At 71.5% G+C, this 21,506-nt stretch carries 18 protein-coding genes; 7 read left to right on the top strand and 11 right to left on the bottom strand.

Annotated elements, in window-relative coordinates; translation table 11 throughout:
- Positions 1 to 31: 31 nt before the first annotated feature.
- The 7 genes from OG510_RS26900 to OG510_RS26870 all read right to left on the bottom strand — a co-directional run bounded on the left by OG510_RS26900 (position 32) and on the right by OG510_RS26870 (position 7,612).
- On the bottom strand, positions 32 to 1,300 hold the full coding sequence (locus OG510_RS26900) for an MFS transporter (RefSeq protein ID WP_406140178.1): 1,269 nt from the start codon (positions 1,298 to 1,300) through the stop codon (positions 32 to 34).
- A 68-nt stretch (positions 1,301 to 1,368) separates the two neighbouring features.
- Complete coding sequence (locus OG510_RS26895; protein ID WP_406140177.1) at positions 1,369 to 2,697, bottom strand: hypothetical protein; 1,329 nt, start codon at positions 2,695 to 2,697, stop codon at positions 1,369 to 1,371.
- A 91-nt stretch (positions 2,698 to 2,788) separates the two neighbouring features.
- Positions 2,789 to 3,433: a TetR/AcrR family transcriptional regulator gene (locus OG510_RS26890; protein ID WP_406140176.1), complete on the bottom strand. Its 645-nt coding sequence runs from the start codon at positions 3,431 to 3,433 to the stop codon at positions 2,789 to 2,791.
- Between the two features lie 28 nt (positions 3,434 to 3,461).
- Positions 3,462 to 3,851 carry a hypothetical protein gene (locus OG510_RS26885; RefSeq protein WP_406140174.1) on the bottom strand — a complete coding sequence of 130 codons (390 nt, stop codon included), beginning with the start codon at positions 3,849 to 3,851 and terminating at the stop codon, positions 3,462 to 3,464.
- 199 nt (positions 3,852 to 4,050) lie between these two features.
- Positions 4,051 to 6,039 carry an ABC transporter permease gene (locus OG510_RS26880; protein WP_406140173.1) on the bottom strand — a complete coding sequence of 663 codons (1,989 nt, stop codon included), beginning with the start codon at positions 6,037 to 6,039 and terminating at the stop codon, positions 4,051 to 4,053.
- Between the two features lie 191 nt (positions 6,040 to 6,230).
- Positions 6,231 to 7,034: a molybdate ABC transporter substrate-binding protein gene (gene modA, locus OG510_RS26875; protein ID WP_406140171.1), complete on the bottom strand. Its 804-nt coding sequence runs from the start codon at positions 7,032 to 7,034 to the stop codon at positions 6,231 to 6,233.
- A gap of 182 nt (positions 7,035 to 7,216) precedes the next feature.
- Positions 7,217 to 7,612, bottom strand: a complete 396-nt coding sequence (locus OG510_RS26870) for a molybdopterin-binding protein (RefSeq protein ID WP_164267157.1) — start codon at positions 7,610 to 7,612, stop codon at positions 7,217 to 7,219.
- Between the two features lie 179 nt (positions 7,613 to 7,791).
- Between OG510_RS26870 and OG510_RS26865 the strand changes: the two genes are divergently transcribed.
- Positions 7,792 to 8,211, top strand: coding sequence for a molybdopterin-binding protein (locus OG510_RS26865; RefSeq protein ID WP_406140169.1), 420 nt, complete (start codon positions 7,792 to 7,794; stop codon positions 8,209 to 8,211).
- A gap of 63 nt (positions 8,212 to 8,274) precedes the next feature.
- Here the strand turns inward: OG510_RS26865 and OG510_RS26860 are convergent, their stop codons facing one another.
- From OG510_RS26860 to OG510_RS26850, 3 genes are all read right to left on the bottom strand, one after another.
- A complete protein-coding gene (locus OG510_RS26860; RefSeq protein WP_406140167.1) occupies positions 8,275 to 8,769 on the bottom strand; it encodes a molybdopterin-dependent oxidoreductase in 495 nt (164 codons plus the stop codon).
- A 212-nt stretch (positions 8,770 to 8,981) separates the two neighbouring features.
- A complete protein-coding gene (locus OG510_RS26855) occupies positions 8,982 to 11,945 on the bottom strand; it encodes a molybdopterin-dependent oxidoreductase (protein WP_406140166.1) in 2,964 nt (987 codons plus the stop codon).
- Positions 11,942 to 12,766, bottom strand: a complete 825-nt coding sequence (locus OG510_RS26850) for an FAD binding domain-containing protein (RefSeq protein WP_406140164.1) — start codon at positions 12,764 to 12,766, stop codon at positions 11,942 to 11,944. The genes OG510_RS26855 and OG510_RS26850 overlap by 4 nt, the downstream gene beginning before the upstream one ends.
- 483 nt (positions 12,767 to 13,249) lie before the next feature.
- Between OG510_RS26850 and OG510_RS26845 the strand changes: the two genes are divergently transcribed.
- Positions 13,250 to 14,800 carry a PucR family transcriptional regulator gene (locus OG510_RS26845; RefSeq protein ID WP_406140162.1) on the top strand — a complete coding sequence of 517 codons (1,551 nt, stop codon included), beginning with the start codon at positions 13,250 to 13,252 and terminating at the stop codon, positions 14,798 to 14,800.
- Between the two features lie 27 nt (positions 14,801 to 14,827).
- On the opposite strand, the gene OG510_RS26840 is transcribed toward OG510_RS26845, so the two are convergent.
- A complete protein-coding gene (locus OG510_RS26840) occupies positions 14,828 to 15,223 on the bottom strand; it encodes a molybdopterin-binding protein (protein WP_406140161.1) in 396 nt (131 codons plus the stop codon).
- 247 nt (positions 15,224 to 15,470) lie between these two features.
- Here OG510_RS26840 and OG510_RS26835 point away from each other — a divergent pair, with 247 nt between their 5' ends.
- The 5 genes from OG510_RS26835 (at position 15,471) to OG510_RS26815 (ending at position 21,414) form a co-directional block, all read left to right on the top strand.
- Complete coding sequence (locus OG510_RS26835; protein WP_406140159.1) at positions 15,471 to 15,914, top strand: hypothetical protein; 444 nt, start codon at positions 15,471 to 15,473, stop codon at positions 15,912 to 15,914.
- A gap of 49 nt (positions 15,915 to 15,963) precedes the next feature.
- Positions 15,964 to 16,809 carry a class I SAM-dependent methyltransferase gene (locus OG510_RS26830; protein ID WP_406140158.1) on the top strand — a complete coding sequence of 282 codons (846 nt, stop codon included), beginning with the start codon at positions 15,964 to 15,966 and terminating at the stop codon, positions 16,807 to 16,809.
- Between the two features lie 179 nt (positions 16,810 to 16,988).
- Complete coding sequence (locus OG510_RS26825) at positions 16,989 to 18,650, top strand: FAD-binding protein (RefSeq protein ID WP_406140157.1); 1,662 nt, start codon at positions 16,989 to 16,991, stop codon at positions 18,648 to 18,650.
- A 128-nt stretch (positions 18,651 to 18,778) separates the two neighbouring features.
- Complete coding sequence (locus OG510_RS26820) at positions 18,779 to 20,098, top strand: FAD-dependent monooxygenase (RefSeq protein WP_406140156.1); 1,320 nt, start codon at positions 18,779 to 18,781, stop codon at positions 20,096 to 20,098.
- A 140-nt stretch (positions 20,099 to 20,238) separates the two neighbouring features.
- Positions 20,239 to 21,414 carry a permease gene (locus OG510_RS26815; protein ID WP_406140155.1) on the top strand — a complete coding sequence of 392 codons (1,176 nt, stop codon included), beginning with the start codon at positions 20,239 to 20,241 and terminating at the stop codon, positions 21,412 to 21,414.
- The last annotated feature ends 92 nt before the right edge of the window (positions 21,415 to 21,506 follow it).

Genomic DNA, 21,506 nt, shown 5'->3' with positions numbered 1-21,506 from the left:
GGGAGGCGTCGTAACGGCACCTCTGTGCGGCTTACGGCACCGGTGACCTGGCGTCGTAGCGGAGGAAGCCGCGCCGGGTCAGGCCGAGGGTGGTGACCGCGAGGACGCAGGCGAGGCCGCCGCCGACCACGGCCGCGGTCGGGGTGGCCAGATCGCCGGCCGAGCCCGCGAGGAAGTCGCCCAGGCGCGGGCCGCCCGCCACGACCACGATGAAGACGCCCTGGAGCCTCCCCCGCATCTCGTCCGGCGCCGCGACCTGCATCATCGTGTTGCGGAAGACCATGGACACGGTGTCGGCCGCACCGGCGAGCGCGAGGAAGAGCAGCCCGAGCCAGAGATTCCTGGTCAGGCCGAACACCGCGATGGCGAGCCCCCACCCGGCGACCGCGAGCACGATCGCGAGGCCGTGCCGGTGGATGCCGCCCAGCCAGCCGGAGAAGACCCCGCCGAGCAGCGCGCCCACCGCGGGGGCCGCGACCAGCAGCCCGGTGGTGCGGGCGTCGCCCCCGTACCAGAGGACGGCGACCGCGGGGAACAGTGCCCGCGGCTGGGCCAGGATCATGGCGCAGAAGTCCGAGAAGAACGTCATCCGGAGGTTGGGGCGGGTGGCCAGGAAGCGCAGCCCGTCCAGCACCGAGGCGCGGCTCTTCGATCCTGCGGCCCGGTCGGGGAGCATCGACGGCAGCCGCCACATCGCGTACAGGGCGGCCAGGAAGGAGATGGCGTCGATCAGATACGCGGCCTGGTAGCCCCAGAAGCCGACGATGAGACCGCCGAGCATCGGTCCGATCAGCGTGCCGAAGGTGCTGGTCATCGAGGACAGGGCGTTGGCCGCCGGCAGCTGTTCGCCCGGCAGCAGCCGGGGGATCATCGCGGATCTGGCCGGGGCGTTGAGCGCGGCGCAGACGGACTGGAGGGCCACGATGCCGTACAGGAACCAGACATGGTGGAAGCCTGCGAACGCGGCCGACGAGAGTGCGACCGAGAGGACCGCCGACCCGAGGGCGCTGTAGAGGCCGAGTTTGCGGCGGTCGAGCGTGTCGGCGATGGCCCCTCCGTAGAGGCCGAAGGCGACGAGCGGCACCAGCGAGAACAGCCCGACGAGGCCGACGGAGAAGCTGGACCGGGTGAGGTCGTAGACCTGGAGCGAGATCGCCAGGGCGGTCATGCCCTGCCCGACCCAGGAGACGGTGTTGCCGAACCAGAGCCGCCGGAAGTCGGGGGATGTGCGCAGCGGGGTGAGGTCGGCGAGTATGCGCCGACGTATCGGCGCCTCCTTGGGCGGGCGTATCTCAGTCACAGGGGATGCTAACCGGCGGTGCACTCCGGACCGGGCTCCCGGCCTGGTGAGCCCGGTCACCGCCCCGCTCAGGGCGCCCTGGTCACCCAGCGGGCGAGTTCCGCCTCGGTCGCCTTCCGTACGCTGGTGCCGCCGGGGATGTCCACCTTCAGCGGCATGACGTACGGGCGCCGGTGGCTCGCGTCGTAGTGTCCGCCGGACAGGTGCGGGGCGTCCGTCGGGAGGTATCCGGCGAAGTACAGGTACCACTTGCCCTTGTTGTCGACGACGGACGGCACCCCGGGCGCGAGGACCTGGTCGGCCACATCGTGCGGCCACGTCTTCTCCTGGGTCTGCAGGAGGTAGTCCACCTCGGTGCCTCCCGGCTTCCCCCACACCCCGGCGGTGTCCTTGGCGGTGATCCTGCGGTACGAGGAGCCGTGCGGGGGTATGAGGGTGTCGGACCAGGCCAGCCCCGCCTTGTAGTCGGGCTCGTTGTACGCGCCGGTCGAGTAGGCCATCACGTACTTTCCGTCGACCTCGGTGATGTTGCCCGTCTCGATGAGCTTGAACTTCTTGGGCTGGTCCAGGCCGAAGAAGTACTCCGAGTTGTAGCCGCCCTGCGCCTCCTCGGGCCCGAGCAGCAGCACGGGGCCGGTTTTCGCCGGGCGGGAGGGAGAGGTCATCTCCTGTGCCACGATCCCGTCGTGCTGCGGCGATGCGGTGAGCAGCTTGCTGTAGACGAGGTAGAGCTTGCTGCCGTCCTCGATGTACTTCCCGTCGTAGTTGGCCTTCTGCGGATGTGCGAAGGACCCGGCCAGCAGGGAGTCGGCGACCCAGGTCGTCGGGACGGCGGAGGGCGACGGGTGCCTGGCGTGTGCGTGCACCACCACGGTCCACGGGGCGGCCTGCGGATGGGCGGGGTTCTTCACGTACATGGTCGCCGCCATCTCCCAGGCGCCGGAGTCCCGTTGGTAGATGTTGGTGTTGATGACGGCCGTCGTCCGTGACCCGTACCGCTTCGCGGCCCGCACCAGGGCGGGCCCCGGCGTCACCCTGACCTTCTTGCCGGCCGTGCAGTGCGCGGTGGTCCCGGTCGGGCAGTCGAGCAGTGCCTTGGTGGTCCCGGAGAAGTACTGGCTGCCGCCGCGGTAGGGCGCGGCCCGGTGGATGGGATAGGGGTCGGAGAAGTAGACCCCCTTGTCCTTCGACCCGGGGTCCGTCAGGGGCCGGATGCCGCCGTCCGTGGCCGGGGCCGTCGATGTCCCCTTCGGGGCGCCGGACGAGGTGTGGTGCGGGGTGCCGGACGAGGTGCATCCGATGGCGGCCAGCGCGACGGCCGCGAGTACGGCGGTCAGCCGGAGCCGCGGGCCGGACCGGCCGCAGGTGCGGGCGGTCGCTGGGGGTAGGTGCTGCACTGTGTGCGCCTCCTGGTGTCGGCGGGCGTCGACCGCCCGGGGCGTGCGCCGTGACCGCCCGCGAGCCGCTCGCTCACACCAGGGCCCCGGGTCAGTCCTTCGCCCGGTGTGCTGCGCTGAGACCGCTGAACAGCCAGTGCACGGCGTCGCCGTAGAGATTCTCGGGGACCAGCTCCGGATCCATCCGGCGGAGCTGGACAAGTCCTTGGAACAGAGCCATCACGACCGTGGCGACGCCGTCGAACGGGACATCGCCGGACTGGCCGCGCTCCTTGGCCCGGTCGGCCAGGACCGTGCTCAACGCGTCCCGGTTGGCGCGGAACTGCGCGGCCATGCGCTCCTGGAACTCGGGGCGGCGGATCGCGTACAGCCAGAACTCCGCCTGGAGCGGGGCCAGATCCATGTCCTCGCCCGCGACGTCGACCAGCAGACGGGACAGCAGTGCCTGCTCGTCCTCGACACTGCCGCTCCGGTCGGACACGATCTCGGCGGCCTCGGCGAGACGGCTGCCGCTTCGCTTCGAGAGCAGCTCGACGAACAACTCGTCCTTACTGGCGAAGTTCGAGTACAGCGCCCCGGTGGAGAAGCCCGCGCTCTCCGCGATGTCGTCGACCGACGCTCCCGCGAAGCCCTTGCGGGCGAACACCTGCGCGGCGGCCTCCAGCAGCAGGGCCCTGGTACGCGCCTTGGTCTCCGCCCGGGTCAGGCGTCTCGGACGCTCGTCTTCGTCTCTCATATAGCGAACTCTATCGAAATAGCAAGAATTACGTCAATTGTCCCGGCGTGGACCTCGCGGGCGCGGACGGCGCAAGGCGAGTGAAGTAGTGCCGGTCCCCCAGCGGGCCGAGCAGCATGACCGCGAGCCCGAGGCCGGCCGCGACGACGAGCGAGGCGTTGCCGACCGTATCCATCAGCTGATCCTCGACCACGGCCGCGATCACGACCAGGACGGCCTTCGAGGCAACCAGGGGCACCAGGTGCACCTCGACGCCCCTGCGCTTGAGCCGGGACCTGAGCAGGAACATCACCACGGCGAAGACGGCGATGGTACGCAGCGCCTCCTCCCATACCGGCCTGCCCCGGTTGAGGTACCAGAACCCGCCGATCAGCAGACCGCCGAGCACATAGCGGATGACTTTCGACGAAGACGTCATTTCTTCACTCCGAGAGAGGTGTGGAGCCGCAGCGGCTTTCATATAGGCAACGCTATTCGGATAGCGACTCCTATGTCAAACGCCGGGCGCCGGGCGCCGGGGCGGGCAACGGGCGGGGCGGGCAACGCAGAGACCCCGGCCGCGGGGCCGGGGTCTCTGCGGTCGGGGTGGGGCTGCTGGGTGGGGCTGTTGGGTGGCGCTAGACCTCGACCAAGGTGATCTCGGTGGCCTTGACGCTGGTCCACACCGGTACGCCGTCCGCGAGGCCGAGTTCGAGCGCGGCCTGCGGGGTGATCTCCGCGACCAGGTCGGGCGCTTCGGCCGAGGTGATGAGGACGCGGAGCCTGCTGCCGGCCGAGGTGATCTCGCGTACGGTGCCGGGCCAGACGTTGCGCGGGCTGCCCGACGGCCGGTCCCGGTGCACGGACACGGCTTCGGGCGCGATGATCGCCAGCGCCTTCGCGCCCTCGTCGAGCCGGTCGGCGACGACGAGCCGGCCACCGCCGGTGAGGGTGAGGCCGTCGCCCGACGCGGTGCCGGTCCAGGCGTTGCGGCCGAGCATCCGGGCCACCCACGGCGACCGCGGGTGCAGGGTGACCTCGGCGGGCGGGGCGTCCTGGAGCGTACGGCCGTCGTCCAGTACGAGGACCCGGTCGGCCAGCGAGACCGCCTCCACCGGGTCGTGGGTGACGATCAGACAGACACCGGCGAAACCGCTGAGATGCGAGCGCAGGGTGTGCCGTACATGGGCCCGGGTGGTCTGGTCGAGGGCGGCGAGCGGCTCGTCGAGAAGCAGCAGCCGGGGGCGGGCGGCCAGCGCCCTGGCGAGGGCGACGCGCTGGGCCTGGCCGCCGGAGAGCTGGGAGGGCTTGCGGGCGGCGAGGTGACCGACGCCGAGCCGCTCCAGCCACTGGGCCGCCTCCCGGCGTGCCTCGGCGCGCGGCACCCGGCGCGAGCGCAGCCCGTAGGCGGTGTTGGTGAGCGCGCTGAGGTGCGGGAAGAGCGCCCCGTCCTGCGGGACCCAGGCCACCCCGCGGCGGTGCGGCGGCAGCGGGCTGACGTCGGTGTCGCCCAGGCGCAGGTCGGCGTGGGCGCGCGGGGTCAGGCCGAGGAGGGCGCGCAGCAGGGTGGTCTTGCCCGCGCCGTTGGGGCCGACGACCGCGATGGTGGTGCCGGGCTCCGCTTCGAGGGTCAGCTCGTTGAAACCGGTGACCACCGCGTGCAGCGGCCAGCGCTCCTGCGGGGCCGGGGACTTGGGCGCGCGGCCGGTCCCGTCCGCGTCGGGTGCGCCGTCGGCCGGGGAGTCGGCGGGACCGAAGCCGGGGCCCGGCTGGTCGGTGTCGTCGGCCGGTGGCGCGGGTTTCGCGGTGCGCTCGGCCGTCCCGCCGGTCCAGCGCCCGCGCAGGGCCACCAGGACCGCCATCGCGATGACGAGGAGCAGGAGCGAGACGGACGTCGCCGCCTCGGGTGAGTCCTGGAGCAGGAGATAGACCTGGAGCGGCAGCGTCTGGGTGGTGCCGGGCAGATTCCCGGCGAAGGTGATGGTCGCCCCGAACTCACCGAGCGCACGCGCCCAGGTCAGCGCGGCACCCGCGGCGAGACCCGGCGCGACCATGGGCAGCGTGACGGTGCAGAACACCCGGACCGGCGAGGCCCCGAGCGAGGCCGCTGTCTCCTCGTAGCGGGGGCGCAGCCCGGCGAGGGTGCCCTCCAGGCTGATGACCAGGAACGGCATCGCCACGAAGGTCGCCGCGACGACCGCCCCCGAGGTGTGGAAGGGCAGGACGATGCCGAAGGTGTTCTCCAGCCAGGGCCCGAGCAGCCCCCGCCGCCCGAACCCGAGCAGCAGCGCCACACCCCCGACGGTGGGCGGCAGGACCATCGGCAGCAGCACGAGGGAGCGTACGAGCGTCTTGCCGGGGAAGTCGACCCGCGCCAGCAGCCAGGCCAGCGGCACCCCCAGGAGGAGTGAGAGGCCCAGCGCCCAGAAGGAGACCAGCAGCGAGAGCCGCAGCGCCTGGGTCGTGTCCGGACTGGTCAGATGGGTCCCCAGCTCGCCCCACGAGGTGCGGGCCAGGATGCCGATCAGCGGCATCAGCAGGAACGCGATCGCGATCAGCGCGGGCAGCGCGAGGGCGAAGGGGGCGCCGGTGCGCGGCGTACGGGCGCGTATGCGGATGCTTCTCATCGGGGTTCCTGTGATCGGGGTTCCTGTGATCGGCATGCCGGCGGCCGGGGTGCCGGAGCCGTGGCCGCGGAGCCGTACAAGGCGAAACCGTACGGGGCTGTCCACCGTCAGCATGGCAAGGACAGCCCCGTACGGGGAAGTTGGCCCGTGTTACGGCGAACGTCTCGCTTAACACGGGAGGTTGGGCCGCGTTACGGCTTCTGGAAGCCCGCGCCCTGAAGGATCTTCTGCGCCTCGGGGCTGTCCAGCCACTTCACGAACGCGGCGGCCGCAACCGCGTGCTTCGAGCCCTTGACGGTCGCCGCCGGGTAGGAGGCGACGGCGTTCTGCGCGTCGGGGATGTCGACCGCCTGGACCTTGCCGGGCGCGGTGGCCGCGTCCGTCTTGTAGACGATGCCCGCGTCGGCCTCGCCCAGCTCGACCTTGGACAGGACGGCGCGGACGTTGACCTCCTGCGAGACCGGCTTCACCTTGATCTTCTGGGCGTCGAGCACCTGCTTGCTGTAGTTGCCGACGGGCACCTGGGGCGCCGCGAGGACGACCTTCAGCTTGCTGTTGGCGAGGTCCTTCAGGGTGTGGACCTTGTCCGGGTTGCCCTTGCCGGTGACGATGACGAGGCGGTTCTTGGCGATGATCTCCGGCGTGCCGACGTCGGACTTCAGACCGTCCATGGTCTTGGTGTCCGCCGTGACCAGCGCGTCGGCCGGGGAGCCCTGCTTCACCTGGGTGGCCAGCTCCTGGGACCCGGCGAACGAGTAGGTGATCTTCGTGCCCGGGTGCTCCTTCTCGTACACCTTCTTCGCGGCGCCGAACACATCGGTCAGCGAGGAGGCCGCGAGGACCGTCAGATCGGCCTTCGGCGTGCCCGATGCCGAAGCCTGGGCGCCGGTGTCCTTCTTGCTGTCGTCCTTGCCGCCACAGGCGGCCAGCGGCAGCAGCAGGGCTGCGGTCACGATCGCGGTGGCGGTACGGCGGCGGGTGAGGATACGAGACATGAGGGTGGAACTCCTTGAGGGACGGGCGGCACTGTTGCTGCCCGAGCGGATGGGGACGAGCCACGCCGAATGGGGGCCTCCCGGCTCGGGTTGGTCCGAGGGTGCGGGGAAGGGCGACGCCGCTGGGTTGGGGAGCTGCTTGCGGGAGCGGGCACCCGACGGGCTCTGGGCCGGCACGGGGCTCAGGTCCGGTCGATGTGCACGCTGGTCGACTTGACGCGGGCGGTGGCCTGCATGCCGACCTCCAGGCCGAGCTCTTCGACGGCCTCCCTGGTGAGGAGGGAGACCAGCCGGTGCGGGCCTGCCTGGATTTCCACCTGGGCCGCCACATCGCCGAGTTTCACGGCGGTGACGATGCCGGGGAAAGCGTTGCGCGCCGAGGTGTAGGACGCGTCGTCCTCGCCTGCCGCGCTCTGTCCGATCTCGATCGAGAAGGCGGCCAGATCACGTCCGTCGATGAGCCGGCGGCCGGCTTCGTCGCGGTGGGTCGCGACCCTGCCGGCGTCCGCCCAACGGCGAGCGGTGTCGGGGCTGACGCCGAGCAGACGAGCCGCCTGACCGATCGTGTAGGACTGCATATGCGGAAAGATATGCCCAGTTGGCTCGCATTTGCAATTCATCAGTCGAAGCTATATGGCAGATGCCGCTCCCCTTGGAGGAAGACCCGAAGCACCGTCCGGTGACAGCGGGCGCGCACGCGGGACTTGGGACGTAATATCGCAAACCCGACATCCCACTCCGTGTGCGAGGTTCCTCCATGTCTCTGAGCATCCGCAACCAGCTCCCCGGCACCGTCACCGGCGTCACCGACGGAGCGGTCATGGCGACCGTCAAGGTCCACCTCGGCGGCGGCCAGGAGGTCACCGCCGCGATCACCCTGGAGGCCGCGCGGGAGCTAGGCATCACCGAAGGCGTCGCCGTACGGGCCCTGATCAAGTCCACCGAGATCTCCCTGGCGACCGGCGCGGTCGCCGGGCTGAGCATCCGCAACCGGCTTCCGGGCACGGTCACCGACGTCACGACGGGCGGAGCCATGGCGAGCGTCAAGGTCTCCGTCGAGGGAGCGGAGCTGACGGCGGCCATCACCAAGGAGTCGGCCACCGAGCTGGGTCTCGCGCCCGGCGTGTCCGTCGTCGCACTCATCAAGTCCACCGAGGTCTCCCTCGCCACCGTCTGACGGCGGACCGGTCCGCCGCCGCGACGGCGGCGGACCCGGCGGCCCAGCCGTGCGGGAAAGCCCCTAGGCCCCGGCGAAGGCGCAGGTGCCGACCCAGACGCTTGTGATCGCGCTGATGTAGCGCGCCCCGCAGCGGTCGGACGGGACCACCAGCTGACTGCCCGCCATGTCCAGACCGCGCCCGTCCAGAGCGGTGGCCAGCAGGATCGGCGAGTCCGCGAAGTCCGCGTCGATCTCCGCCCAGGACAGCACCGTGCGGTGCCCGTCCCCGCCGGTGACGGCCAGCAGATAGCGGGAGCGGTCCTTGCGCCGCGCCGGGTCGAAGGCCGGCCGCGCGTCGCTGAGGACATCGCGCAGCAGCGGCCCTTCGAAGGTGTGGTGCTGCGGCCCGTTCTTCGCGCAGTCGAAGACCACCTCCGCACGGCGCTGCCGCCACCTGGCCCGCAGATCCGCGACCGTCAGCGCGACGGGCCGGATCAACTCGCCCTTGAGCACGAGGCTTCTGGGCGCCGGAGAGACCGCACGGACGGTACGGGACGGTGCGCTGACTCCACTCACAGGGTTCCCCCTCCAGGCGGGCCACTCGGCGTCCGCCGTTGCCTGGAGCCCATGATGCCCACCGGATCAGCGCCTGAACCACACATGCGGGTCGATTCGGCCCATCATGCTCGCTGATAGGAGTGAAAAGAACTGCCGAAGGCGGCATACGCGAGATTCCCGGCGGACCTGCGCTGCCTGCGGTGCCCGCGGTGCCTGCGGTGCCCGCGGTGCTACGCATCCACGCCCCTCGCCCGCCGGTCCATGGCGCGCCATACGCGGTCGCGGGTGACGGGGAGTTCGGTGAAGCGGATACCGGTGGCGTCCCGCAGCGCGTTCGCCAGGGCCGGGGCCACCGGGTTGAACGGGGACTCGCTCATGGACTTCGCCCCCAGCGGCCCGATCGTGTCCTCGGTCTCCATGAAGTGCACCTCGGTACGGGGCACATCGGCGTAGGCGGGCAGCCGGTACATACGGAAGGCCGGCGTGGTCACCTGGCCGCGGTCACCGACCCGTACGTTCTCGAAGAGCGTCGCCCCCAGCGCCTGCGCCACTCCCCCCTCGACCTGGCCGCGGCACTGCATCGGGTTCATCACCTTGCCCGCGTCCGCCGCGTGCACACTGCGCAGGATGCGGATCTCGCCGCTGCCCGGGTCGACGGCGATACGGAACCACTGCGCGTTGAAGGCCACCGAGCGTGGGGTGCCGCCGAAGTACCCGTCCTCGGCGAGTTCCCGGCCCGCCGTCCGCGCGGCGGCGTACACCTCCTTGAGCAACAGTCTGCGGTCGCCGCACTCGACGGCCTCCTCGACCAGTCGGCAGTCGTCGGGCGGCACACCGAGATGGGCGGCGGCGAAGCTCAGCAGCGATGCCGCGAGGGCCGCCGCCGCCCGCAGCGTCGCCTTGCCCGCCACCACGGTGCCGGTCGAGCCGAAGGCGCCCGTGTCGTGGCGTACCACGTCCGTGTCCGACTGCCGGACGGTGATCCGGCCGACGGTGGTGCCGAGTTCGCCCGCCGCGACCTGGCGGTGCACGGTGGTGGTGCCGTTGCCGAACTCGGCCGTACCGACGGCGAGGTCGAAGGTGCCGTCCTCCAGCAGCGAGATACGGGCGTCGGCGACGTGGCCGCCGGGCGGCCCGGTGGCGATCATCGACAGGGCCGAGCCCTCGCCGACGAGCCAGCCTTCGGGCACGTCCAGGGACGCGGCCGCCGGGTTCCGCTCCGCCTTCTCGCTCTCCTCCTGCTGGGCGTCGCGGACGATCCCGAGGCACTGGTCGAGCCCGTAGCTCGCGATGTGCAGGTCCTCCTCCTCACCGTCGGCGGTGAGCATGGGCTCGCCCGCCTTGATGATGTTGCGGGCCTTCAGCTCCATCGGGTCCATGTCCAGCTGCCTGGCCAGCTCGTCGAGCACGGACTCCATGCCGAAGACGACCTGCCCGAGCCCGTACCCGCGGAACGCGCCCGCCGGGACGGTATGGGTGTAGACCGAGTAGCCGTCCGCCTTCTTGTTGGGGCAGCGGTACACCGACAGGGACTCGCCGCAGGCGTGGAACATCACCGCGGGGCCGTGGTTCCCGTACGCGCCGGTGTTGGAGACCACCCGCAGCTGGAGCGCGGTGAGCGTGCCGTCCCGGCGGGCGCCCGCCTTGATACGGATACGGAACGGGTGGCGGGTGGTGGCGCCGTAGAACTGCTCGGCCCGGGTGTACTCCAGCTTGACCGGGCGGCCCGTCCGCATCGCGGCGAGCGCGACGATGTCCTCGACGATCATCTCCTGCTTGCCGCCGAACCCGCCGCCGACCCGGCCCGCGACCACGCGCACCTTCTCCAGGGGCAGTTCGAAGAGAACGCAGAGGGCGCGCCGGGTCAGGAACGGGGTCTGGCTGCTCGTCCGTACAAGCAGCCGTTGCCCCTCGGGCGGAGCGGGAATCCCGTCGGTGCGGCGGACGTTGCCCGGCGCTTCTCCCTCCGGCGCATCTCCCCCCGGCCCTGCCGGCTTTTCTGCCTCTGCCGGCTTCTGCGCCTCTTCCGTCCCGTCCGTCTCGCCGGCCCTGCTCACGCGGTCGACCCCGACGGCGGAGCCCACCTCGCCGCCCAGGCCCTCGTCCATGTCCTCGAACCAGGCGACCGCGCCGTGCGTCTCCAGGCTGGCGTGCTGCACCCGCTGGGTCTGGAAGTCCTGCTCGTAGACCACATCGGCCTCGGCGAAACCGGCCTCGACGTCGCCGATCTCCCCGTGCGTCTCACCGACCACGTTGTCCTGCGGGCGGCTGATCCTGGCCTGCTTCCCGTCCTTGGCGTGGACGACGGGAGCGCCCGGGAGCATCGCCTCCTCGGGGTCGAGCACGGCGGGCAGTACGTCGTACGTGACCTCGATCCGGCGGCAGCCCTCCTCGGCCGCCCCCTCGCTGTCGGCGACGACCGCGGCGACGCGCTGGCCGACGTAGCGCACCGTGTCGTCGAGCAGCCGGGTGTCGTCCGGGTCCTCCTCCGGGTGTTCGTGGCGCGCCGTCGAGTAGAGCCGTTCCGGTGCGTCGTAGTGGGTCAGGACCAGGTGCACGCCGGGCACCCGCAGCGCGGCCGCGGTGTCGATGGAGACGATCCGGGCGTGCGCGTGCGGGGAGCGCAGCAGCTTCATGTGCAGCAGGCCCGGCACATTGATGTCGAAGGTGTAGCGCGCGGTGCCGGTGACCACCTGCGGCCCGGCCGGGGCGGGCAGGCTGCGGCCGACGGCCTGGCCCGCGCCGGGCTCCTCGGCGTGCTTGACCCCGCGGATGGAGTCCTCGATCGCCCGGTAGCCCGTGCAGCGGCACAGGTTTCCCTTGAGGGACCTGGGCAGGTCGGTCAGCTGGTCGTCGTCGAGCGCCGCGGTGGTCATCAGGAACCCTGCGGTGCAGAAGCCGCACTGGAAGCCCTGGGCGTCGAGGAACTTCTGCTGTACGGGGTGGAGTTCGCCGTCCTGCGCCGCCAGACCCTCCACCGTGGTGACCGAACGGCCGTCGGCCCGTACGGCGGGGTAGAGACAGCTGTGCACGGGCTCACCGTCCACATGCACCGTGCAGGCTCCGCAGTCCCCCGCGTCGCACCCCTTCTTCACACCGAACCAGCCGCGGTCCCGCAGATAGGTGCGCAGACACTGCCCCGGGCGGGGCTCCGTGTCGAGCTTCCGCTGGTTCACTTCGATCTCGTAGCTCATCGGGCACCGCCATCGGTGAGTTCGGAACGGATCTCTTCGGCGAGCCGCAGCGCCATGTGGCGGCGCCACTCGGGGAGTCCGTGGATGTCGTCGAACCAGTCGTCGTCCTCGACCTCCCGCAGGATCGCGGCGCGCAGTTCGGCCGCCGACGGCGGCAGCGGGAACCAGAACCGGAAGGGCCGTACGGTCGCGGCCGTCACCGTGATCGCCATCGAGCCGTCCAGCGGGTCGAGCGTGCCGATGACCAGGGCGCCCGAGCGGCCGAGCCCGTAGAGGGACGCCTGGCGGAATGCCGTACGACAGGCGAGCGCGCGGGCGGGCAGGGTGACCGAGCGCAGCAGCTCACCCTGGCCAAGGTTCTTGACGCCGGCCCCGAGGATGAAGTCCGTGACCGGGAGCCGGCGCAGCGATCCGTCCTGCGCCCGGAGCAGGCAGACGCCGTCGAGCGCGGCGGTGAGCGAGATCATCGGGCCGGCCGGCAGGCCGTTGCAGAGGTTCCCGCCGATGGTCGCCATGTTCCAGATCTTGAACGAGGCGAGGAACGCGCGGCAGCACTGTTCGACGAGGGGCGCAGCCGGGACCCGCCATGCCTTGCCGAACCGGGAGAGCTGCGCGACCGTGCAGGTCGCCGCGATCTCCAGTGCGCCGTCGGGCAGCTCCGTCAGCGGCTCCCAGCCCATCCGGCTGAGGTCGATCAGCCGCCGCAGCTGGGGCTGGGGCTCGGAGAAGAGGTAGGTGCCGCCGCCCAGCCAGTAGTCGCCGGGGCGCCAGACCGGCCCGGTGCGCGGATCGCACACCTCGGCCACCGTATTGAGATCCATACCGCTCCCCCTTGTTCCTTCTCCGGGCGCTGCGCGCTCCCGGCTCGTGCCGCTCGGGGTTTCCGCTGCTCGGGGCTCCACCGGCCGGGGATTCCGCCGCCCGGGGTTCCGCTGGCTCCGCTTACTTCCGCTGGTTTCCCTTGCTCCGCTTGCTCCGCTTGCTCCGCTGGTCTGCGCTCGCTCCGCTGGTTTCCGCTGGCTCCGCGCCGTCGTCGGTGCGGGTGCTGCCGGCCCGGCGGCCGCCGACCCCCGTCCGGCGCCCGCACGGCCGGCATGTGCTCCGCCAGTGAAGCAACGCGCCCCGGCCCGGCACGACTGGTTCCAGCCACGGAAATCAACCAGCCGCCAGGCCCGATGGTTGGACGATCAACCAAAGGGCATTCCGCCATCGCCCCCTGGCATTTACGATGGTTCCACTCGCACTCGCCTAGTGAATGTGAGAAGCCGGATCTTCAGGTCGGGCGCCGTACAAGGAGCCAGAGCATGCACGTCGAACAACTTCTCCAGCTCGAATCGCTCGATCTGGCCCTGCTCTGGGGGGAGCGTCCGCTCCTCACCCGGGAAATCAGCGGTGTCACCGCCACCGACCTGGAGGACCCGGCCCGCTTCCTCCAGCAGGGCGAGATCGTGCTGAGCGGGCTGGTCTGGTGGAGCCCCGAGGCCGGCCCGGCCAAGACCGACCACTTCGTCTCGGCGCTCCGCTCGGCCGGGGCGACGGCGCTCCTCGCGGGCGAGGAGACCCACGGCGCCGTCCCCGGCGCCCTGGTCGACTCCTGCCGCGAACACGGTGTGCCGCTGCTCTCCGTGCCCGCGCAGACCAGCTTCCGCGCCATCACGGAGGCGGTCTATCTGCGCCAGTGGGGCGACCTCAGCCGCCGCCCCGCGCACCACTACGCACTGCCCGAGAACGTCCGTACGGAGCTGGCCCGGCTCCTCGCGGACGGCGCGGGCCCCACCGAGCTGCTGGACCGCGCCTTCGCGCACCTCGGCCGGCTGCCCTGCTATCTGCTGGCGGCCGGCGGCCGCACCATCGGCCGTACGCCGTCCGCACCCGAGCTGCCCGTGCAGCGCGCCGCCGCGCTGCTCAGGGACACCGCGCGGGACACCACCCGGGTCGCGCTGCGGATCGAGGCGGACTCGGGGCCCTACGACACCTGGTACCTCTATCTGCCCGACCCGGCGGAGGCACCGCCGCGGGTGCTCCACGAGATCGCCGATGTGATGGCCCAGTACCGCCACGCCCTCGACCGCGACCGGGCGGCGCGGCTGCGGGCCGCGGACGAACTGCTGGCGCTGGTCGACTCCCCGGTCTCCGACGCGACGGCCCTGGACTCCGCGCTGACCGCCTGCGGCCTCCCGGCGCGCGGCCACTACCGCGTGATCGTGGCAGCGCTGGGCGCCCACAGCGCACAGCAGAACGAGGGGGCCGCGGCGCGGGCCGCACTGACCGAGGCGCTGAGCCATGCGGCGGCCGGCCCGTTCGCGGTGGGGCTGCGGCCCGGCGGCACGGCGGTGGCCGTACTGCACACGGGCCGGGACGAGGACTCCGGGCGGCCCGCTGTCGACCAGGCGTGGTCGCTGCTGCACGCCTGCTCCCCCGACACCCCGCTGCACGCGGGCATCAGCGACAGCACCCCGGGGCCCGGCGGCCTCAACTCGGCTCTCGGGCAGGCCCGTTACGCGCTGGCCGCGGCGGCCACCACATCGGCGGGGGCCGACCGGGTCACCGCGGTCGACGACCTCACCTCACTGGACGCGCTGCTGGCCGGTATCCCCACGGACGTACGCACGGCCTTCAGCGCCAACGCCCTGGGCCCCCTGGCCGACAGCTCCAGCAGTTCGCACCGTGTGCTCCTGGAGACGCTGGAGTCCTTCCTCGACCACAACTGCTCCTGGACCCGCACCGCGGAGGCCCTGCATCTGCACGTCAATACGGTGCACTACCGCATCCAGCGCGTGGAGGCCCTGACCGGCCGCGGGCTCTCCAACCTGGACGACAAACTCGATCTGCACGCCGCGCTGAAGTGCCGCTGACGCCTGCCACGCCCCCGGTCCGCCGGCCTACTGCCGGTCGATATGGACATTGGTCGACTTCACGCGGGCCGTCGCGGTGACGCCGACCACGATCCCCAGTTCGTCGACGGCCTCCCGGCTCACCAGGGAGACCAGCCGGTGCGGCCCCGACTGGATCTCGACCTGGGCGACCACATCGTCGACGGTGACCCGGGTGACGATCCCGGCGAACGAGTTCCGTACGGAGGTGTAGACCTCCCCCGGCACCGGATGCAGGCCCTCGGCCCGCCCCTTGGCGAAGGCCGCGAGGCTCACCCCGTCGATGACGCGGTTGCCCGAACCGTCCCGGTCCATGGCGATCTGCCCCCCGTCGGCCCAGCGGCGGACGGTCTCAGGGCTCACACCGAGCAGTCCCGCTGCCTGGCCAATGCTGTACGACGGCATTCCAGCACCCTAGAGCCTGCCCGCCGGAACAGAACGGGCGGATCGCGGTAGCCCGGCCGTCGGGGCGGGCCCGTACGGGACGGCGGGTCCAGAACCCTGACGCCGCCCGGGTACCGGTTCGTCCCCGCGGCCGACGAGAGGACGGCAGCCCGGGCCAGACCATGGAACAGCGCCATGACCGGCAACAGCGCCGCGGACGACAGCAGATGAACGACACCGCCGGTGGACAACAGCAGAGAGGACCGCCATGAACGCCCGGAGCCCGCACCCGGCCGCGCTCTCCCAGGAGCGCCTGAACGACCCCCGCAGCCTCGCCGCCTTCCGCAGTACGAAACTGCTGGCCGCGGGCTACCTCGCGATCAGTATCGCCACCCTGGCGGTCATCGCCCTGCTGCACGACAACACCTCCGCGGTGAACGACGCCGTCTGGATCCGCGGCGCCTTCGTCGTCCTCAGCGCATCGGTCACCTATCTCTGCGCCGTACGCGCGGCACGCGGCTCCCGCGGCGCGTACCGCAGGCTCCGGATCCTCTCCGGGGTCATGGTGCCGGTCATCGCACTGATCATCGCGCTGCCCGGCACGTTCCCCCTGTGGATGAAGACGGACCAGGGCCTCTGCGGGCTGGTGCTCCTGGGCATCGTCGCGACGGTCAACGGCAAACACCTGCGCGAGCTGTTCGCCGGACGGTAGCCGACGGGGTCGTGCGCCACTGAGCACCCCCGCACCGTAGGTTGACCGGATGACCGCTACCGCATCCTCCACCGCATCGCAGGAGGCATTCCTGCTGGCCTTCCACGCCGGGCATCCGGCCGTGACCGCGGAGGCGTTCGGCGGCGGCCGGGCCCCCGACGGCCGGTCCAGCTACGAGATCCTGTGCGACCAAGTGGCCGGAAACAGGCGGGTGCTGGACCTCGGTTGCGGCGACGGTCTGCTGCTGGAGCTCCTGGCCCGCACCGACGGCAGAGAGCTGGCCGGGGTGGACCTGTCTCCGGATTCCCTGGCGCTGGCACGGCGCCGGCCGGCGCTGTCCGGGGCGAGGCTGGCGGAGGGCCGCGCCCAGGAGCTGCCCTTCGCCGACGGAAGCTTCGACGCCTGCGTCTCGCACATGGCGCTCATGCTGATGGGCGAGATCGACCGCGTGGCGGCCGAGGTGGCCCGTGTGCTGTCTCCCGGCGGGGTGCTCGCGTGTGTACTGGGACACGGCGCCCTCGGTGGCGAGGCTTACGAGCGCTTCATCGGGCTGCTCCGTTCCACCATCGGGGAGTTGCCCGCATCGCAGCGCGTTCCGTCGCTGGGCGACCGCAGGACGCGCAGGCGTGAGGGGTTCGACGAGATCCTTGGAGCGGTAGGCTTCGCGGCGGCGGAGTGGGAGAGCGTTCCCATCGATCTGAGCGGCCCCGCGGAGCAGGTATGGGCCTCCGTGTCCGGCCTCTACGACCTCGGCCCCCTCGACCGGGCCACCGTGGAGCGCTTGCGTACGGCCTTCTTCGCCGAGGTACGGGAGATGACGGCACCGGACGGACAGGTCCCGTGCGTCTTCAGGATCCACGTCGCCACGGCACGGCTGCGCGAGGGCCTCAGCTGACGGCCCGTCCGACGGGCGCCGCAGCCCGACCCGGCGCCCGGACGGCTCGGAAACGGTGGAATCCGGGCCATATTCCGGAGGATGAGCCCGGCGAACCGGCCCCGTACGCCTACCATCCGGAACGCCCGGAACATCCGGAGCGGTCCGGAACCAGAGCTGCGCCGACTCAGGAGTCACAGATGGACGCGTGGGACCGTGCGAAAGTGAACCGTCGCGGGTTGTTCACCGCCGCGGGAGCCCTGGCCGTCGGCGGTGCTGTCACGGCCACCGGCGGGACCGCGGGCCCCGCCGCCGCGGCCGGGCGGACAGCCCCGGCCACTCCTGCCGCCCCCGCCACCCCGGCCGCCGTACCGGTGTCGGTCCGGCCTGCGGATTCCCGGTACGACAGTCTGCTGCGCGGGAACAACTGGCGTTTCGTCGGGCGGCCGGACGAGATCCGGGTCGCCGCATCGGCGGACGACGTGGTGCACGCGGTGTCGGAGGCCGTACGGTCCGGCCGCAGGCTCGCGGTGCGCAGTGGCGGGCACTGTTTCGAAGGGTTCACCGCCGACCGGGCCGTGCGTCTGCTGCTGGATCTGTCGCGGCTGAACAGCGTCGGATACGACGGCGACCGGGGCGCGTTCGCGATCGGGCCCGGAGCGACACTGGGCGAGGTCTACCGGACGCTGTTCACCGGCTGGGGAGTGACGATCCCCGCGGGCGGCTGCCCGGAGGTCGGGGCGGGCGGACACTTCTGCGGCGGCGGGTACGGGCCGCTCTCCCGCACGTACGGCTCGGTGGTGGACCATCTTCACGCGGTGGAGGTCGTGGTCGTCGACGGCGACGGGAGCGTACGTACGGTGGTCGCCACCCGTGACCCGGACGACCCGCACCACGACCTCTGGTGGGCGCACACCGGCGGCGGTGGCGGCAACTTCGGGGTGGTCACCCGGTACTGGCTGCGCGCTCCGGGCGCCACCGGCACCGATCCCGCCACGCTGCTGCCGGCCGCACCCGCGCGGCTCCTGGAATGCGTGGTCGCCTGGGCGTGGGACGAGCGGATGACCGAGAAGGCGTTCACCGGGCTGCTGCGCAACTTCGCGGTCTGGCACGAACAGAACAGTAAGGCCGGCACCCCGCAGGCCGGTCTGTACGCGATCATGCAGGCGGCGCACCGCAGCGCGGGGAGCTTTCGCATGATCGTCCAGATCGACGCTGACGCCCCGGACGCAGACGGCCTGGTGACCCGGTTCGTCTCCGCGGTCACCGCGGGAACCGGAACCGCGCCGACCGTCAACGCCCGGCGGACCATGCCGTGGCTGCATCCGAACACCTGGCCGGGCGCGGGCGAAGCGGGCGATGTGATCACCCGCCGGTACAAGATCAAGGCCGCCTATCTGCGCCGTTCGTTCTCCGACCCCCAACTCGCCACCGTTCACCGGCATCTGACGAACTCCACCGGAACCGCGGCCGGTTCGCTGGAACTGATCGGGTACGGGGGCCAGGTCAACACCGTCCGGCCGACGGCGACCGCGGTCGCCCAGCGCGACGCGGTCCTCAAGGCCGACTTCCACACCGTCTGGGCCGACGAGGCCGACGACGCGGCCGGGCTCGCCTGGGTACGGGACTTCTACCGCGACGTGTTCAGGGAGACCGGCGGCGTCCCCGTACCCGGCGGGATCAGCGACGGGACGTACATCAACTACCCCGACGTCGACCTGGCCGACCCGGCCTGGAACACCTCGGGCGTCCCCTGGCACACGCTGTACTACAAGGACAACTACTCGCGGCTCCAGCGGGTGAAGGCACGCTGGGACCCCCGCGACGTCTTCCACCACGCCCTCGCGGTCCAGCGCCCCTGACGGACGGGGTGCCCGGCTCCGTTCGTGCGGTGTCGGCGCGCTGTCGGTGCCGCATCGGGGCTGTGTCGGCGGCCTGTCGGTGACCGCGCCGATGGTGGTCGTACGGCACCGAATCCGGGAGGTCCACCATGCCGAACAGCACTCGCCCGCACCGCTCACGCACCACCTCCGTCCTGATCTCCGGCGCGGGTATCGCGGGGGCGGCCCTCGCGTACTGGCTGGATCGCTACGGTTTCCGCGTCACCGTCGTCGAACGCGCACCGGACCTCCGCGGTGGCGGGCAGGCGGTGGACGTACGGGGCAGCGCCCTCCGTGTCATCGAGCGGATGGGCCTGCTGGAGGACGTCAGGGCCGGGGCGACCGGCCTGCGCGGCATGTCCCAGGTCGACGGGGACGGCCGCGAGTTGCGCCGTACCACCGAGCGGACAGCCAGCGGCGGCCCCGTCGACAGCCCCGACGTGGAGATACTCCGCGACGAGCTGGCCGGACTGCTGGTACGGGCGGCCGGGTCCGGCGTCGAGTACCTGTTCGGCGACTCGCTCACCACCCTCGTCCAGCACGAGGACGGCGTACAGGGCCGCTTCGCGAGCGGCGAGGAGCGGGCGTACGACCTGGTCGTGGGCGCCGACGGCCTGCACTCGGCCACCCGCCGCCTGGTCTTCGGTCCCGAGACCGACTACCTGCACCCGGTCGGCACCTACATCGCCTCGTGGAGCGCCCCCAACCACATCGGCCTCGACCGCTGGGAGGTCATCCACCGGACCGGCGGCAGCGAGAGCGCCTGGGGCTGCATGGCCATGACCGTGCGGGACAACAAGGAGCTGCGGGTCTTCGTCGGCTTCAACTCCGACGAGCCGCTCGAACGGCTGCTGCCGCGCGACACCGGCCAGCAGAAGCAGCTGGTGGCCGAGTACTGCGCCGGGCTGCGCTGGGAAGTACCGCGTTTCCTCGAGGCCATGAGGGAGACGGACACCTTCCACTACGACGTGGTCGCGCAGATCCGCATGGACCGCTGGACCCGCGGCCGAGTCGCCCTGCTCGGCGACGCCGGATACTGCTGCTCCCCGGCCACCGGGCAGGGTACGAGTGTGGCGCTGACCGCGGCCTACGTCCTCGCAGGGGAACTGCACAGGGCCGACGGCGACCACCGGGCCGCCTTCCCCGCCTACGAGGGGCGGCTGCGGGGGCATGTGACGGCCAATCAGGCATTGCTGGAACTGGGCATGCGCGAAGCAGGCAGGGAAGCGGGCGCGGATGCGGGCCTGGAAGCGGGCGCGGGCGCGGATGCGGGCGTGGATGCCGGTGCGGCCGAGGGCGAACCGGCCGATGGGACGCCTGCCCCGGCCCCGGACGCCGGCCCACAGAACGTGTCGTCCTTCGATGAACCCCCCTTCGAGGAGATGGCCGCCTTCCGCGCCGCCACACTCTTCGACCTGCCCGACTACTGACAGGGTCGCCTACCGACAGAGCGGCCTACTGACAGGCCCGGCTGCCACAGGCGGCCGGGGCCGGGCTCCTCCCGGCGTCACTTGCCGGTGCGGCCGCGTGTCCACGGGCCGGAACGCGCCGCGGCAGGGAGGCTGCACGGATGCAAGCCGTACTGCACGCACTGTCGATCGCCGGTTCCATGACCTGGGAGATCACCTGGGCCCTGATTCTCGGGTTCACCCTGTCCGCCGTCGTCCAGGCGGTGGTACGCAAGTCCACCGTCATCTCCCTCCTCGGAGACGACCGCCCCCGCACCCTCGCCGTGGCGGCCGGACTCGGTGTGGCCTCGTCCTCGTGCTCCTACGCGGCGGTGGCACTCGCCCGCTCGCTGTTCCGTAAAGGCGCGAACTTCACCGCGGCGATGGCCTTCGAGATCGCCTCGACCAACATGGTGGTCGAACTCGGCGTCATCCTGGCCCTGTTGATGGGCTGGCAGTTCACCGCCGCCGAGTTCACCGGCGGCCCCCTCATGATCATCGCGCTGGCCCTGCTCTTCCGGCTGTTCCTGCGCGACAGGCTGCTGCGCCAGGCGCGTGAGCAGGCCGGGCGCGGTCTGGCCGGGTCGATGGAGGGGCACGCCGCGATGGACATGTCTGTCCGGGCGGAGGGCTCCTTCGGGCGGCGGCTGTTCTCCCGGGAAGCCTTCACGGCGACCTCGCACGTCTTCGTCATGGAGTGGATGGCGATCCTGCGCGACCTGGTGATCGGCCTGCTGATCGCCGGAGCGATCGCCGCCTGGGTCCCGGACTCCTTCTGGCGCACCTTCTTCTTCGACGGCCACCCGCTGGCGTCCAAACTGTGGGGCCCGGTCATCGGCCCGCTGGTCGCCATGGCCTCGTTCGTGTGCTCCATCGGGAACGTGCCGCTCGCGGTCGTGCTGTGGAAGGGCGGCATCAGCTTCGGCGGTGTCCTGGCGTTCATCTTCGCCGACCTGCTGATCCTGCCGATCCTCACCATCTACCGGAAGTACTACGGCACGCGGATGACGGCCTTCCTGTTCGCCACCTTCTACGCGGCCATGGTCGTCGCCGGGTACATCGTCGAATTCGCCTTCGGCGGCCTGGGCCTCGTCCCCGACCGGGCCGACGCGACGGTCCCGGCGGGCGGTGTCAGCTGGAACTACACGACCTGGCTGAACATCGCCTTCCTGATCCTCGGCGGCACCCTGCTGGTGCGGTTCTTCCGGACGGGCGGCAGGGACATGCTCCGCATGATGGGCGACGCGGATACGCAGGGCGATCAGCGCGGGCAGGGCGGGCAGGGCAGGAAGGGCTGACGCCCACACCAACCGGCCTGCCCGGGACGCTTGCTGAACCTGCATCACGTACGACACCGCGCCCCGGACGCGTACCGGGCCGAGCTCCCCGG

It is taken from the genome of Streptomyces sp. NBC_01089 (genome assembly GCF_045162975.1).
Taxonomy (GTDB): domain Bacteria; phylum Actinomycetota; class Actinomycetes; order Streptomycetales; family Streptomycetaceae; genus Streptomyces.
The sequence above is the reverse complement of the archived record's forward strand: the minus strand, read 5'-3'. Positions and strand labels throughout refer to the sequence as shown.

Excerpts from the sequence above, each read along its gene's own strand:
- OG510_RS26890 (WP_406140176.1), bottom strand. The coding sequence starts at position 3,433 with ATGAGAGACGAAGACGAGCGTCCGAGACGCCTGACCCGGGCGGAGACC.
- OG510_RS26885 (WP_406140174.1), bottom strand. The coding sequence starts at position 3,851 with ATGACGTCTTCGTCGAAAGTCATCCGCTATGTGCTCGGCGGTCTGCTG.
- OG510_RS26880 (WP_406140173.1), bottom strand. The coding sequence starts at position 6,039 with ATGAGAAGCATCCGCATACGCGCCCGTACGCCGCGCACCGGCGCCCCC.
- modA (WP_406140171.1), bottom strand. The coding sequence starts at position 7,034 with ATGTCTCGTATCCTCACCCGCCGCCGTACCGCCACCGCGATCGTGACC.
- OG510_RS26870 (WP_164267157.1), bottom strand. The coding sequence starts at position 7,612 with ATGCAGTCCTACACGATCGGTCAGGCGGCTCGTCTGCTCGGCGTCAGC.
- OG510_RS26865 (WP_406140169.1), top strand. The coding sequence starts at position 7,792 with ATGTCTCTGAGCATCCGCAACCAGCTCCCCGGCACCGTCACCGGCGTC.
- OG510_RS26855 (WP_406140166.1), bottom strand. The coding sequence starts at position 11,945 with ATGAGCTACGAGATCGAAGTGAACCAGCGGAAGCTCGACACGGAGCCC.
- OG510_RS26850 (WP_406140164.1), bottom strand. The coding sequence starts at position 12,766 with ATGGATCTCAATACGGTGGCCGAGGTGTGCGATCCGCGCACCGGGCCG.
- OG510_RS26845 (WP_406140162.1), top strand. The coding sequence starts at position 13,250 with ATGCACGTCGAACAACTTCTCCAGCTCGAATCGCTCGATCTGGCCCTG.
- OG510_RS26840 (WP_406140161.1), bottom strand. The coding sequence starts at position 15,223 with ATGCCGTCGTACAGCATTGGCCAGGCAGCGGGACTGCTCGGTGTGAGC.
- OG510_RS26835 (WP_406140159.1), top strand. The coding sequence starts at position 15,471 with ATGAACGCCCGGAGCCCGCACCCGGCCGCGCTCTCCCAGGAGCGCCTG.
- OG510_RS26830 (WP_406140158.1), top strand. The coding sequence starts at position 15,964 with ATGACCGCTACCGCATCCTCCACCGCATCGCAGGAGGCATTCCTGCTG.
- OG510_RS26825 (WP_406140157.1), top strand. The coding sequence starts at position 16,989 with ATGGACGCGTGGGACCGTGCGAAAGTGAACCGTCGCGGGTTGTTCACC.
- OG510_RS26820 (WP_406140156.1), top strand. The coding sequence starts at position 18,779 with ATGCCGAACAGCACTCGCCCGCACCGCTCACGCACCACCTCCGTCCTG.
- OG510_RS26815 (WP_406140155.1), top strand. The coding sequence starts at position 20,239 with ATGCAAGCCGTACTGCACGCACTGTCGATCGCCGGTTCCATGACCTGG.